Annotated in this window: 14 protein-coding genes and 1 pseudogene; 4 read left to right on the forward strand and 11 right to left on the reverse strand. The window is 71.9% G+C overall.

What is annotated here, in order from left to right:
- Positions 1 to 5 precede the first annotated feature (5 nt).
- Positions 6 to 773, forward strand: coding sequence for an ABC transporter permease subunit (locus E6W39_RS15735; RefSeq protein WP_141637762.1), 768 nt, complete (start codon positions 6 to 8; stop codon positions 771 to 773).
- Positions 774 to 788: 15 nt separating this feature from the next.
- On the opposite strand, the gene E6W39_RS15740 is transcribed toward E6W39_RS15735, so the two are convergent.
- Entirely contained in the window at positions 789 to 1,109 is a 321-nt protein-coding gene (locus E6W39_RS15740) for an ATP/GTP-binding protein (RefSeq protein WP_101382236.1), read from the reverse strand.
- Positions 1,110 to 1,519: 410 nt separating this feature from the next.
- On the opposite strand from E6W39_RS15740, the gene E6W39_RS15745 reads away from it, so the two are divergent.
- Entirely contained in the window at positions 1,520 to 2,662 is a 1,143-nt protein-coding gene (locus E6W39_RS15745; RefSeq protein ID WP_141637763.1) for an LLM class flavin-dependent oxidoreductase, read from the forward strand.
- Positions 2,663 to 2,719: 57 nt separating this feature from the next.
- On the opposite strand, the pseudogene E6W39_RS15750 reads toward E6W39_RS15745, so the two are convergent.
- A pseudogene (locus tag E6W39_RS15750) lies at positions 2,720 to 3,216 on the reverse strand (SCO5389 family protein).
- 462 nt (positions 3,217 to 3,678) lie between these two features.
- Between E6W39_RS15750 and nucS the strand changes: the two are divergent.
- On the forward strand, positions 3,679 to 4,338 hold the full coding sequence (gene nucS, locus E6W39_RS15755; protein WP_141634065.1) for an endonuclease NucS: 660 nt from the start codon (positions 3,679 to 3,681) through the stop codon (positions 4,336 to 4,338).
- Positions 4,339 to 4,710: 372 nt separating this feature from the next.
- Positions 4,711 to 5,181, forward strand: a complete 471-nt coding sequence (locus tag E6W39_RS15760; protein ID WP_141634066.1) for a hypothetical protein — start codon at positions 4,711 to 4,713, stop codon at positions 5,179 to 5,181.
- 7 nt (positions 5,182 to 5,188) lie between these two features.
- Here E6W39_RS15760 and E6W39_RS15765 read toward each other — a convergent pair whose 3' ends face one another.
- From E6W39_RS15765 to E6W39_RS15805, 9 genes are all read right to left on the reverse strand, one after another.
- The gene (locus E6W39_RS15765; protein ID WP_141634067.1) at positions 5,189 to 6,820 is read right to left on the reverse strand and encodes a hypothetical protein; all 1,632 of its coding nucleotides are present in this window, start codon (positions 6,818 to 6,820) and stop codon (positions 5,189 to 5,191) included.
- A gap of 245 nt (positions 6,821 to 7,065) precedes the next feature.
- Complete coding sequence (locus tag E6W39_RS15770; RefSeq protein WP_141637764.1) at positions 7,066 to 7,452, reverse strand: STAS domain-containing protein; 387 nt, start codon at positions 7,450 to 7,452, stop codon at positions 7,066 to 7,068.
- 276 nt (positions 7,453 to 7,728) lie between these two features.
- Positions 7,729 to 8,601, reverse strand: a complete 873-nt coding sequence (locus tag E6W39_RS15775; protein WP_141634068.1) for a 3-hydroxyacyl-CoA dehydrogenase family protein — start codon at positions 8,599 to 8,601, stop codon at positions 7,729 to 7,731.
- 138 nt (positions 8,602 to 8,739) lie between these two features.
- On the reverse strand, positions 8,740 to 9,312 hold the full coding sequence (locus tag E6W39_RS15780; RefSeq protein WP_141634069.1) for a cob(I)yrinic acid a,c-diamide adenosyltransferase: 573 nt from the start codon (positions 9,310 to 9,312) through the stop codon (positions 8,740 to 8,742).
- A 10-nt stretch (positions 9,313 to 9,322) separates the two neighbouring features.
- Positions 9,323 to 9,943, reverse strand: coding sequence for a Uma2 family endonuclease (locus E6W39_RS15785; protein WP_141634070.1), 621 nt, complete (start codon positions 9,941 to 9,943; stop codon positions 9,323 to 9,325).
- A gap of 240 nt (positions 9,944 to 10,183) precedes the next feature.
- Positions 10,184 to 10,684: a DUF2550 domain-containing protein gene (locus E6W39_RS15790; protein ID WP_101382229.1), complete on the reverse strand. Its 501-nt coding sequence runs from the start codon at positions 10,682 to 10,684 to the stop codon at positions 10,184 to 10,186.
- Between the two features lie 168 nt (positions 10,685 to 10,852).
- Positions 10,853 to 11,233, reverse strand: a complete 381-nt coding sequence (locus E6W39_RS15795) for a F0F1 ATP synthase subunit epsilon (RefSeq protein WP_141634071.1) — start codon at positions 11,231 to 11,233, stop codon at positions 10,853 to 10,855.
- Between the two features lie 183 nt (positions 11,234 to 11,416).
- The gene (gene atpD / locus E6W39_RS15800) at positions 11,417 to 12,862 is read right to left on the reverse strand and encodes a F0F1 ATP synthase subunit beta (RefSeq protein WP_141634072.1); all 1,446 of its coding nucleotides are present in this window, start codon (positions 12,860 to 12,862) and stop codon (positions 11,417 to 11,419) included.
- 2 nt (positions 12,863 to 12,864) lie between these two features.
- On the reverse strand, positions 12,865 to 13,773 hold the full coding sequence (locus E6W39_RS15805) for a F0F1 ATP synthase subunit gamma (protein ID WP_141634073.1): 909 nt from the start codon (positions 13,771 to 13,773) through the stop codon (positions 12,865 to 12,867).
- Positions 13,774 to 13,792 lie beyond the last annotated feature (19 nt).

Consider the following 13,792-nt stretch of genomic DNA (forward strand, 5'->3'; position numbering starts at 1 on the left):
TGGCGATGGCCTCCTTCCCCGCGATCCTGAGCTCCGAGTGGACCAAGATCCGCACGGTCCGCTCCACGGTCTGGACCCTGCTGCTCTCCTTCCTGGTCACGGCGGCGCTCGGCGCGCTGCTCTCACTGCTCACCAAGAACAACTTCGCCGACTTCCGCAAGGGCGCCACCACCCCGTTCGACGCCACCGCGACCAGCTTCTCCGGGATCGTGCTCGGCGAGATCGCGATGATCGTCTTCGGCGTGCTGGCGATCGGCAACGAGTACAGCAGCGGGATGATCCGGGTCTCCCTGGCCGCCGTGCCGCAGCGCGGCACGCTGCTGACCGGCAAGCTGGTGGTGATCGGCGCGCTGTCGCTGGTGGTCTCGCTGGTGACCGCGTTCGTCACGTTCTTCCTGGGCCAGGCGCTGCTGGGCGTGCACCACACCACGCTGGGCGCGCCGCACGTGCTGCGCGCGGTCTTCGGGGCGGCGGTCTACCTGACCCTGCTCTGCCTCTTCTCGGCGGGCGTCACCGCGATGCTGCACAACCAGACGCTGGCGCTGGGCGTGCTGGTGCCGTTCTTCTTCCTGCTCTCGCCGATCCTGTCGGCGGTGCCCAAGGTGAAGACGGTGGCGCACTACTTCCCCGACTACGCCGGGCGGCAGATGCTGATGGTCTTCCAGGAACCCGGCGCGCCCTACGGCTGGCTGGCCGGCTTCTTCCTCTGCGGCGCCTGGACGCTGGCCGCGATGCTCGGCGGGGCCGCGGTGCTCAAGTCCCGGGACGCCTGACGGGCCGGCGCTGCGTCAGTAGCGCGGGGCGCCACGCCCGCGCTGGACGGCCGTGGTGCGCCGCTCCCGCGCGCCCCAGCACGCCCGGTGCCAGTGCCGCCGGTCCTCCACTCCGGCCCCGTGGTCCGGCCAGGCCACCACATGGCCCACGCCGGGCGGGATCTCCTGGTCGCAGCCCGGGCAGCGGTAGTAGCGGCCGGGCGACCCGGCCACCGTCTGCACGACCCAGTCCTCGCCCCGGTAACTCTCCACCCGGCGCAGCGAACTCCCCATCGGCGCAGGGGTCGCGCTGCTGCGGTCGGCGGAGTCGCCGGTCCGATTGCGACGGGGAGACACCGGTTCACCTCTCAGGGGCCGTTCGGGGGGCGCGGGCAGTGCATCCAGGGTACGGGCCCACCGAGTGCGACCGGACCCGCACCCCAGGTGGCCGTACGGCGCCCCGGCACACCTATCACGGAAGTCACCCGCGGCATGGGGAATTCGGGGTAATCCACTCGTTCTCCGGGGAAATCGGAGGATCCGGGTGCCAATGGCACATGACATGGGTTACTCACGACAGGAAGAGCGGGGCGCACTGCCTGCGCGCACCCGAGGAGGGCAATCCCGTGACCCAGATCCGCGCCGACATCCCCGCGGCGGACCGCGCGCCGGCCGACCTCGCCGTCCGGGGCCAGCGCCCCGCCGTCGAGCCGCCGCCGGCACCCGCCCCCGAGCGCGGCGGCAGCCACCCGGCGGCGCAGGACACCCTGCGGGTGGGGGTCTTCCTGCTCTCCGCGCAGTTCCCCGGCCAGAGCCACACCCAGGCGCTGGACCGCACGGTGGCCGCCGCGGTGGCCGCCGAGCGGGCCGGGCTGGACGCTGCCTGGCTCGCCGAGCACCACTTCGTGCCGTACGGGGTCTGCCCGAACGCCGCCACCCTGGCCGCCCTGCTGCTCGGCCGGACCCGCCGGCTCCAGCTGGGCACCGCGGTCAGCGTGCTCTCCACCACCCACCCGGTGACCCTGGGCGAGCAGGCCGCGCTGCTGCACCTCACCGCCGGCGGCCGGTTCACGCTCGGCGTCGGGCGCGGCGGCCCGTGGATCGACCTGGCCGTCTTCGGCACCGGGGTGGCCGCCTACGAGGAGGGCTTCGCCGAGCGGCTCGACCTGCTGCTCGGGTTCCTGCGCGGCTCCCGGCTGAGGGCCGACGGGCCGCAGTTCAGCTTTCCCGAGGTGTCGGTGGTGCCCCGGGCGGCCGAGCCGGCCCGGCCGCCGCGCGGTGCCGAGCTGACCGACTGGCTGGGCCTGCCCGGCGAGATGCCGCTGCGGTTCCCCCGGCAGCGGACCGAGACCGGGTCCGCTGCCGGGGCCGAGGGCGGGCCGGTCGGCCCGCCGGTGATCGTGGCCTGCACCTCGCCCGCCAGCGTCCGGCTGGCCGCCGAGCGCGGCCTGCCGATGCTGCTCGGCATGCACTCCGGCGACGAGGACAAGCGGGCGATGCTGACCGCCTACCGCGCGGCCTGGCGGGCCGCCGGGCGCGGCGAGGAGCACCTGGCACGGGTCGAGCGCGAGCACGTGGCCGCCGGGGTCGCCCAGATCGACGACCGCTCCCCCGCCGCGCGGGCCGTTCTGCTGCGCTCGATGCCCGGCTGGTTCGAGTACGGGCTGGGCGCGCACCGCACGGTGGACGGGCGGGAGCGCCGGATGCGCGACCCGTACGCGTACACCGAGCTGCTCTGCGACCTGCACGCGGTCGGCACGCCCCGGCAGTGCGCCGACCGGCTGCTGGCCACCGCCGAGCGGACCGGGATCCGCCGGTTCGCGCTGCTCGCCGAGGGCTCCGGGGAGCAGGACGGCACCCTGCACAACATCGCCCGGCTCGGCGCCGAGGTACTGCCGCAGCTCAGCTGAGGCCGGGTCGGTCCGCCTGTTCCGACCGGCGCCACCCCCCTCCCGCGCGGGCCGGACTCAGCAGTCCCGCAGCAGCGGCGACTGGTTCAGCAGCTGGGCCCGGACCGAGGTGAACCGCAGGCGGCGCTCCTCGGCATCGGACGTGGGGCCGAAGACGGCCACCCGGTGACAGTTCTGGAAGGCCAGCTTGACCCCGAAGTGACGCTGCAGCGCGCCACGGATGGCATCGCTCGCCATGGCGCGCAGCAGCTGGCCGCGCGCCTGCTCACTGGGCGGGGGACCTGGTTGTCCGCGAAGCCGGTGCCGTCGACCTCCATCTGGGCGACGAGCGAGCTGATCAGGTCCCAGGCATAGGGCAGGGACGTACGGACGCAGTCGACGAACTCCCGCTCGTCGACCTCGCCTCGCTCGGCCTTCTCCAGAAGAGCCGGTGAGACGTCGAGCGACATGGGTTCTCCTCTCGCGGTCCGCCCGCGCTCCCCGCGCGGGCGGTGGTGCCTTGAAGCAGATGGTGCTTTTGGTGCGATTGGTACAAATGTGCTGACCACACCCATGACTGGGCGGACGCGGCTCAAACAAGAGTGGCAGTCCGAGCCCGGCGGATCTGGCGAATGCCACGATTGCCGCCGAAAACGTCATGATCTTGGGCACAATGGCCGGAATCGATCCTCGGGCTCATCTCCACTCCATCCCCGTTGGCTACGCGGGCGCCCCGAGGCGTCACCCAACGTAGCGGTCCGTGCGCGCAGACGCCAGACTTCGGGCGGTACGGACTGCTGGGTTCCCATGGTTCGCCCCCCTCTAGCGCCTGGTACACCCTTCGGACGGAGTCGCTTCAAATGGCTCTGCGAGGCCGAGCGGGCCGACCGGACGTTCAAGCGCGGACGCGAACAAGGGCCGCGCATCATGTCCGCAGTCGAACGACAGTCCGACGGCTTGACGTACGGACGGTCGTCGCTACGTCACTTCCGGTGAGCGGGTCAGGGGCGCCCGCTGAAGCGCCTAGGCTTACCGCCATGCGTCTTGTCATCGCCCGCTGCTCGGTCGACTACGCCGGCCGGCTCTCCGCCCACCTGCCCTCCGCCACCCGCCTGATCCTGGTCAAGGCCGACGGAAGCGTGAGCATCCATGCCGACGACCGTGCCTACAAGCCGCTCAACTGGATGTCACCGCCGTGCTCCCTCAAGGAGGCCGACGGGATGTGGACGGTGGAGAACAAGGCCGGGGAGAAGCTGATCATCACCCTGGAGGAGGTCATGCACGACTCCTCGCACGAGCTCGGCGTGGACCCGGGACTGATCAAGGACGGCGTCGAGGCGCACCTGCAGGAGCTCCTCGCCGACCGGATGGAGGTGCTCGGCGCCGGCTGGTCGCTGGTGCGCCGCGAGTACCCGACGGCGATCGGGCCGGTCGACATCCTCTGCCGGGACGCCGAGGGCGGCACCGTCGCCGTGGAGATCAAGCGCCGCGGCGAGATCGACGGCGTCGAGCAGCTCACCCGCTACCTGGAACTGCTCAACCGCGACCCGCTGCTGGCACCGGTCAAGGGCATCTTCGCGGCCCAGGAGATCAAGCCGCAGGCCCGGGTACTGGCCACCGACCGCGGCATCGGCTGCGTCGTCCTCGACTACGACGCGCTGCGCGGCATCGACGACGACAAGCTCAAGCTGTTCTGAACCGGTAGTCCGCCCGTTCGGGGGCGGTGCCGACACCCTCCCCCAGCGCCCCGGCCTGACGGCCGGGGCGCTGGGGTCGTCTCGGCCGGTCCTCGCCCGACCCCGCCGCGGAGCGGCTGGGCAGGGCGCGGACCGCGGTGCTCAGCCTGCGGCCGCGGGCTTGAGCGTCGGGCTCCCCGAGACCGGGGGCGGCGTGGTCGGCGGGACGGCGCTGCTCGCCGGGGCGCTCGGGTCGTCGGGTCCTGCGAGGGCGTCGGGGGCGGCGAGATCGAGTGGCTCGGCGACGCAGGGCCGGGATCCGACGGCACCGGCGCGCTCGGGGTGGTCGGCGCGGCCACCGGCGGGGCCGGCTGGTCGGGGGTGCCCGGTGCCGTGGCGCCGCCGCCCGTGGTCTGCTGGGTGCTCGGTACGGCCGAGTGCGACCGGCCGGCGGTGGCAGTCGCCGAGGCCGGACCACCCGCCGTGGCCGTCGTGCTCGCCGAGGCCGAGGCCGAGGCGCTGCCGGAGGCCGTCGCACTCGCCGTCGCACCGCCGGCGGTGACCGCCGTGCCGGTGCCGGTCAGCGTGTTCCCCGACACCCCGTTGTCGCCGCCGACCGTCGCCCCGGCCGGAGCCGGAGCAGGCGACGACCCGGCGCCCAGCACCCCCACCGTGGTACCCACCACCGCGAGCACCACCAGCCCGCCCGCGGCCACCAGCACGTTCCGCCTCGACCAGCCGCGCAGCACCGACGCCGACTGCGAGGCCGACTGCCAGGAGCGCTCCGCCAGCGCCCGGATGACGGGCCGTCGGATCGCCTGGGTCTGCGCCTCGGAAGCCGCCGGCGTCAACTCCAGCCGCTGAATCATCGTCAGCAGCCGCCGCGAGGCCAGCATCCCGCGCGAGTCCCCGGCCCCGAGCGCAGCCGCCCGGCCGCCTCCAGCGCCGTCCTGGCCTGCTCCTGCTGATCCTGGCAGAGCCACAGCACCCCGAGCTCATGCCGGAACCAGGCCTCGTCCCGGGCGCTGCCGAGTTCCCTGGCCTGCTCCGCGCCCAGCTCCAGCACCTGCCGCCAGGCGCCCCAGCGCAGCGCCAGGGCCAGCGCGGGCGCGGCCGACCGGGCCAGGCCAAGCACGGCGGCCGGACGGCCGGCCGCTCGCTCCGCGCGCAGCGCGCCGAGCAGCACCTCGGCCTCCGCCGCGATCTGGGCACCGCTCACCGAGGCATGGCCGACCCACCAGGTGAAGTGCTCGGCCGCGCCCTCGGTGCTCTGCGCATCGGTGCCCCAGCGCGGCGCCAGCGCGGTCAGCACGCCGGCGGTGAGCCGGTGGTGGCCGCCGAGCGACTCTGCGAGGCCGCACTCGGTCAGCTCGCGCAGCGCGCTCTCGCCGTGGTCCACGTCGATCAGGGCCGGCAGGTGCGGGGCGGTCGGGCACTCGCCGCCGAACGCCACCGCCAGTCGGAGCACCGAAAGCGCCTCGTCGCTGAGCCCCTCCACCAGCAGCTGGGCCGGCGCGGCGACCTCGGCCACCGACGGCAGCGCCACCGTGGCACGCAGCTCGGCCTCGCGGATCGCCGGATCGGTGAGCCCGGTGGGCTCGGCCGGGCGCCCGAACAGCGTGCTGCGGTCCTCCGCGGCGGCCAACCGGGCGTCCACCTCGGCGTCCCGGCGGCGCAGCAGCGCGGCGGCCTGGACGAAGCGCAGCGGCAGGCCCTGCGACTCGAACCAGAGGTCCACCGCCCAGGACCGCTCGGCCTCGTCCAGCGGCCGCCCGGTCAGCCGGGCCAGCAGCGCCAGGCAGGCCTCCCGGGACAGACCGCCCAGCAGATGGTCCTCCAGCCGGGATCCGACCGGCAGTGCGCCGCCGGAGCCGGGCGCCACCGAGAGCAGGAACGCGCACTCGGGGGCGGCGGCCAGCAGCTCCTCCAGCTCGGCGCCGTCCGGGCCCACCTCGTCGATCACCACGACCGCGCCCACCCCGGCCAGCAGCTCCAGCAGCCGGGCCCGGTCAGGCCGGTAGCCGTCGGCCTGGTAGCTGGCGGCGAACAGGTCCTGCAGCAGGTCGTCGGCGGTGCGCCGGTAGCCGGACAGCTGCACCACGCCGTCCGGGGCCAGGCCGGCGGCCGCCTCGGCGACGGCCGCGAGCAGCGCGCTGCGGCCCGAGCCCGGGTCGCCGAGCAGCCGGATCGAGCGGCCCTCGGAGAGCATCCCGACCAGCTGGGCGACCTGTCCCTCGCGGTCCAGCAGCGGCAGATCGCCCGGGGCCGCGCCGAGCGCGACCGGGCCGACGGCCGGCATGGGGCCGGGCCCGGCGGCGGCGCCCGCCCCGGAGCCGGCACCGCCGACCGGGCGGCGGCGCGGCTCCGGGTGGCGGTGCGGCGGGCACGGCTGGACCTCTGATCCGTCCGGTCCCGCCACGGTCACCAGGTACCGCCCGGCGACCAGGTCGCCCGACCGCACGCGCAGGTTCTCCTGTCCGATGCCATCGGATGGCTGTGCCACGATTGCGCTCCGCCTGTGCTCCGCCGGGCGGCCGCGGGCCGCCGGCCGCTGTGAGGGACCGAACCGTACGGACACCCGGTTGCGTCCGACGGGCGACCAACCGTCGCCCCCGTAGGGCGGCGCCGCCACAGCCGGCCCGCGGGGATCAACAGTCCTGTCGACCGCAGACTCTCGCACACTTGGGCGACACCACGCAGGTTCGGTCCCCGCCGGGGCCCCGGCGGGGACTCAGCGCCCCCGCGCGGTCACGGTGAGGTGATCACCGGCGGCAGCGGCCCGGCGCCCGGCACACCGGCCAAGCCGGGCAGCGCGGCGCTCAGCGAATCCGGCGAGCCGCCCTCGACGGCCAGGATCCGGTGCAGCCGGGTGGCCACCAGCAGCCGCTGCAACTGCTGCGGCACCGCGCGCAGCACCAGCCGGCGGCCGAGCCGCCCGGCCCGGCGGTGGGTGCCCATGATCACGCCGAGGCCGGTGGCGTCCCAGGAGCGCAGGGCGGCCAGGTCGAGCACCAGGTCGCCGGCGCCGTGGTCGACCGCCTGGTGCAGCCGGGCCCGGGCGTCGGCCGCACTGCGCACGTCCAGGCTGCCGTCCAGCGCCAGGACAGCCTGGCCGCCGGTTCCCGGGTACTCCACGATGCGCACGCTGTCCTCCTTAGGCAGTGGGTTCGGCAGTGAGTTCGGCACTGAGCTCGGCACGGGACCCCCACCGTCTCAACCATCTGACGTCGGACCAGCGGCCCGGGTTGCTGCTCCCCGCCCGTTCTGAAGCAACTTCACTCGTCCGAGGGAATATACGCAGAGCAGCCCGGCACTCATGCTGCTTTGCGGTGCAAATCACCCGTCCGAGGCACCCCAGGTGAGCAAGCTCACCCGGGGTGGGCCCGCGCCGGCGGCCAGGGTGAGGCTCGGTCAGCTCTGGTAGTCGTAGAAGCCCTTGCCGGACTTGCGGCCCAGATCGCCGGCGGTGACCATCCGGGCCATCAGCTCCGGGGCGGCGAACTTCTCGTCCTGGGTCTCGGCGTAGATGTTGCGGGCCGCGTGCAGCAGGATGTCGACGCCGGTCAGGTCGGCGGTCTGCAGCGGCCCCATCGGGTGGCCGAAGCCCAGCCGGCAGGCGGTGTCGATGTCCTCGGCGCTGGCCACGCCCGACTCGTAGAGCTTGGCCGCCTCCACCACCAGGGCGGTGATCAGCCGGGTGGTGATGAAGCCGGCCACGTCCCGGTTGACCACGACCACGTCCTTGCCCACCCCCTCGGCGAAGGCCCGCGCGGCGGCCAGCGTGGCGTCGCTGGTCTTGTAGCCGCGCACCAGCTCGACCAGCCGCATCAGCGGGACCGGCGAGAAGAAGTGCACGCCGACCACGGCCTCCGGGCGCTCGGTGACCGCCGCGATCCGGGTGATCGGGATCGCCGAGGTGTTGCTGCCCAGCACCGCGCCATCCTTGGCGATCTTGTCCAGCTCGCGGAAGACGCCCTCCTTGACCTCCAGCTGCTCGAACACCGCCTCGATCACGATGTCGGCCTCGGCGACCCCGCCCAGGTCGGTCGTGGTGGTGATCCGGCCCAGCGCGGCGGCGGCCTCCTCCTCGGTCATCCGGCCCTTCGCCACGAACTTCGCGTAGGAGGCCTCGATGCCGTCCAGCCCGCGCCGCAGGGCCTGCTCGGTGACGTCCCGCAGCACCACCGGGTGGCCGGCCTGCGCCGACACCTGGGCGATGCCGGCACCCATCAGGCCGGCACCGATGACCGCGATCTGCTGCCCCTGCGTGGAAACACTGCTCATGGCTGGTTCTCCCGAAGTCCCGTACGGGCGGGCCCGCCACGAGGTTCGTCCCCGGGAGCCGCGCCGCTCACGGCTGGGACTGTAGTGGTCCGGCGCGGGTGATGAAACGACTCCCGGGTGTGATCTGCGTCGGGCCGATCAGCGGTTCTCGCCCGGCACCCAGAGCACGTCGCCGCGCTCCTTGTTGGCCACCCGGGCCAGGATGAACAGCAGGTCGGAGAGCCGGTTCAGGTACTTCGCGGTGAGCGGGTTGACGGTGTCGCCGTGCTCCTCGATCGCCGCCCAGGTGGCCCGCTCGGCCCGCCGCACCACGGTGCAGGCCAGGTGCAGGTAGGCGGCCCCCGGGGTGCCGCCCGGCAGGATGAAGCTGCGCAGCTTCTCCAACTGCTCCAGGTAGGCGTCGCACTGGCCCTCCAGCCAGTCGACGTAGCCCTGCTCGACCCGCAGCGGCGGGTACTTGGGATCCGGCACCACGGGCGTCGCCAAGTCCGCGCCGACGTCGAACAGGTCGTTCTGGATCCGGGTCAGCACGGTCACCAGGTCCTCGGCCAGCCCGCCGACCGCGATCGCCACCCCGAGCGCGGCGTTGGCCTCGTTGGCGTCGGCGTAGGCGATCAGCCGCGGGTCGGTCTTACTGGTGCGGCTCATGTCGCCGAGTGCGGTGCTGCCGTCATCGCCGGTACGGGTGTAAATGCGCGTCAGATTGACCATGGGCTGAAGACTACTCAGCGCCGCGCGGCTCACCGGTGACGGCGGTGTCGATCACGAACCCCTTGGCGGGGCCTTCGGGGATGGTGACGGGGGTGCCGTAGGGCATGCGGACTTCGGCCAAGTAGGCGCTCGTCTGCGGGTCGGGATCGGTGAGGACGCTGACATGCCCGAGGCCGTCGTAGTCGTCGATGATCACGTAGACCGGAACACCAGCTCGTGCATAGCAGCGACGCTTCCGGATGAGATCACGCGTCCGCCCGTCATGCCCTGGTGACACAACCTCGGCGACCAGGGACACCCGGGTCGCGTCGACACCCCAACCATCGGGATCTGGAATATCCTCCAGGTCCTCCGGTCCGATAACCAGATCCGGGATGTAGACCTGGTGACCGTGAAGCACATTGAGGTCCTGGAAGGAGGCGAACCCGGTTCCCTCCAGGAAACGGACAAGCGCATCACGAAGGCGGTTGGCGATCCGAGCATGGCTCCGCCGTCCGGTAGGCGACACGTCGATGAACCCCTCGATGATCTCGGCACGAAAGCCCTCGGGGAGTTCCAGCGTGAGCCAGGCTTGCCACAACGCCTCACTCAGTCCCGGCTCAAGATCTAGTTCCGTGGCCATAGCGGTCATCGAGCACACACCTCCTCCGTACAGTCTGGGCGGGCAGGCCAAGCATGCACAACAGCCCCGCCCAGCTGCCGCCAAACCAAAAGGTGGCCGCTCGAACGAGCGACCACCTCTCACGCGACGTTGACCCTCCCCCAGCCTTCGGCCGGGGGGACCCCCATCCCTGCGAGTCTCGTCGCTACGCGACATTGACCCTCCCCCAGCCTTCGGCCGGGGGGACCCCCATCCCTGCGAGTCTCGTCGCTACGCGACATTGACCCGCTGTCCCGGCGGGGCCGCCTCCAGCCAGGCCAGGAAGCCGGTCAGGGCGTCCTCGCTCATGGCGAGCTCCAGCGGCGAGCCGTTGTGCAGGCAGCGCAGCACCACTGAGCCGGAGAGCAGGGCGAGTTCCTCCTGACCCTCGGGGTAGCGGCGGCCGAGCACCTCGATCTCGCGGCGCGGCAGCACCCGGCGCGGGCGGGGGGCGTAGGAGAAGACCCGGAACCACTCGATGTGGTCGCCGCTGTACCGCCCGATACCGAAAACCCACCCCTTGCCGTCGGTCGCGGGGACCGGGGCGGAGGTGGGCTGTCCGTTCTCGTCGAGGTCCGGGAGCGTGGAGGCGTCCGCGGGCATTTTGAGCCGGTAGCTGCAGTCGAACGTGCCGCCGACCCGCTGGATCAGCCGGCGTCGTACCGCGAACCCCAACAGGCCGACCACCCCGAGAGCAATCACCGCCGCGCACACCACAAGGGCGAGGACCATGCCCACCGACCTCCTCGCTTGCTCGCTGACGCCGGCGGCCGTGTGCAGCGGCCCCGCATCTCCCCGTCCCGGCAGCTCCCGTCGGGCCACCGGGTTGAACTCTCCAACCGATACGACGGTCCCGGGGTCACGCTGGCGCGTCCCCGGGACCGTCGGTCAAGCTCAGTGTCAGGCTGCCTTGCGGCGGCCTGCGGCGACGAGGCGGACCTCGGCGCGGCGCGCGGCGTGCGCGTCGCTGTCGGACTTGGCAGTCTCCAGCGCGCGCTCGGCGCGGTTGACGTCGATCTCGTCCGCCAGCTCCGCGACCTCGGCGAGCAGCGACAGCTTGTTGTCGGCGAACGAGATGAAGCCACCGTGCACGGCGGCGACGACGGTGCCGCCGTCGGTCGTGCGGATGGTGACCGGACCGGACTCCAGCACGCTCAGCACCGGGGTGTGGTTCGGCATGATGCCGGTGTCACCGGAGGCCGTGCGGGCGACAACCAGGGTGGCCGCACCGGACCAGACCTTGCGGTCGGCTGCGACCAGCTCGACGTGCAGCTCAGCCAACGTGGGCTCCTAGGCTCTTGCAACGCCCGATTACTCGGGAGTTTCGGTAAGAATAACGGGCTCGCGCCGCTGGCATGAAACGCACGGCGCACAGATGACCGGAATCACAGCCGTTGTGCCATGAGGGGTGGTCCCCGACTCGCGGGGACCACCCCTCATGGTCACTTGGCCATCAGCCGGTGCTTACTTCTTGGCCAGCTCGGCAGCGTTCTTCTCGAGGTCCTCGATGCCACCGCACATGAAGAAGGCCTGCTCCGGAACGGCGTCGTACTTGCCGTCCGCGATGCGGTTGAAGGCCTCGATGGTCTCCGACAGCGGCACCGTCGAACCCTCGACACCGGTGAACTGCTTCGCCACGTAGGTGTTCTGCGAGAGGAAGCGCTCGATGCGGCGGGCCCGCTGCACCGTGATCTTGTCTTCCTCGGACAGCTCGTCCATACCGAGGATCGCGATGATGTCTTGGAGGTCCTTGTACTTCTGCAGGATCCCCTTGACGCGCATGGCCGTGTCGTAGTGGTCCTGCGCGATGTAGCGCGGGTCCAGGATGCGGGACGTCGAGTCCAGCGGGTCGACGGCCGGGTAGATGCCCTTCTCCGAGATCGGGCGCGACAGAACGGTGGTCGCGTCCAGGTGGGCGAAGGTGGTGGCCGGGGCCGGGTCGGTCAGGTCGTCCGCGGGGACGTAGATCGCCTGCATCGAGGTGATCGAGTGACCGCGGGTCGAGGTGATGCGCTCCTGCAGGAGGCCCATCTCGTCGGCCAGGTTCGGCTGGTAGCCCACCGCGGAGGGCATGCGGCCGAGCAGGGTCGACACCTCGGAACCGGCCTGGGTGAACCGGAAGATGTTGTCGATGAAGAGCAGCACGTCCTGGCTCATCACGTCGCGGAAGTACTCCGCCATGGTGAGCGCGGACAGCGCGACCCGCAGACGGGTGCCCGGCGGCTCGTCCATCTGGCCGAAGACCAGCGCGGTCTTGTCCAGGACGTTGGAGTCGATCATCTCCTGGATCAGGTCGTTGCCCTCACGGGTACGCTCCCCGACGCCGGCGAAGACCGAGACACCACCGAAGTTGGCGGCGACGCGGTAGATCATCTCCTGGATCAGAACGGTCTTGCCGACACCGGCACCACCGAACAGGCCGATCTTGCCACCGCGGACGTACGGGGTGAGCAGGTCGATGACCTTGATGCCGGTCTCGAACATCTCGGTCTTGGACTCGAGCTCCGAGAAGTTCGGCGCCTTGCGGTGGATCGGCCAGCGCTCGGTGACCTGGGCGTTGAACTCCACCGGGTCGGTGTTCAGCACGTCGCCCAGGGCGTTGAAGACCTTGCCCTTGGTGATGTCGCCGACCGGCACCGAGATCGCCGCACCGGTGTCGGTGACCGTGGCGCCACGGACCAGGCCGTCGGTGGGCTGCATCGAGATGGCCTTGACCAGGCCGTCGCCCAGGTGCTGGGCGACCTCCAGGGTCAGGGTCTTCTTGCCGCCGCCCGCCGGGTCGTCGACCTCGACGTGCAGGGCGTTGAACATGTCCGGAATCGCGTCGACGGGGAACTCCACGTCGACGACCGGGCCGATGACCCGCGCGACGCGGCCCGTCGCCGTGGTCGGCTCAACAGTGGTGGTCATTCTCATTCGCTCCCCGCGCTAGCGTCGGCCAGCGCGTTGGCGCCACCGACGATCTCGCTGATTTCCTGGGTGATCTCGGCCTGACGGGCCGAGTTGGCAAGCCGCGTCAGCGACTTGATGAGCTCGCCGGCGTTGTCCGTCGCGCTCTTCATCGCGCGACGGCGGGCGGCGTGCTCGGAAGCAGCCGACTGCAGCATCGCGTTGTAGATCCGGCTCTCGACGTACCGCGGCAGCAGTGCGTCCAGGACGCCCTCCGCCGACGGCTCGAAGTCGTACAGCGGGAAGATCTCCGCCTTGGCCGGCCGGTTGTCGCTCAGCTCGACCTCGTCCAGCTTGAGCGGCATCAGCCGGGCGTCCTGGGCGGTCTGCGTCAGCATCGACACGAACTTGGTCGACACCAGGTGCAGTTCGTCCACCGCGCCGGTCGTGAAGGCCTCGATCAGGAGACCCGCCACGTTCTTGGCGTCCGCGTAGGTGGGCTTGTCGGAGAAGCCCTCCCAGGAGCCGGCCACCTGCAGGTTGCGGAACCCGTAGTACTGCTTGCCCTTGCGACCCGCGATGTAGGTGACCACCTCCTTGCCCTCCGCCTTGAGGCGCTCGGTCAGCGCGAGCGCCTGCTTGATGGCGTTGGTGGAGTAGCCGCCGGCCAGACCACGGTCCGCCGTCACCAGCAGGACCGCGGCCCGCTTGGCGTCCGGGTTCTCGTGGGTGAGCGGGTGCTTGGCGTTGGACCGGGTGGCCACCGCCGTCACCGCCCGGGTCAGCTCATCGGCGTACGGAGTGGAGGCGGCCACCGCGCGCTGCGCCTTGACGATGCGCGCCGCGGAGATCATCTCCATCGCCTTGGTGATCTTCTTCGTCGCGGTGACAGAGCGGATCCGGCGCTTGTAGACCCGAAGCTGTGCTCCCATGGGTCGTTACGTCCTTTCC

It is taken from the genome of Kitasatospora acidiphila, from assembly GCF_006636205.1.
GTDB lineage: Bacteria > Actinomycetota > Actinomycetes > Streptomycetales > Streptomycetaceae > Kitasatospora > Kitasatospora acidiphila.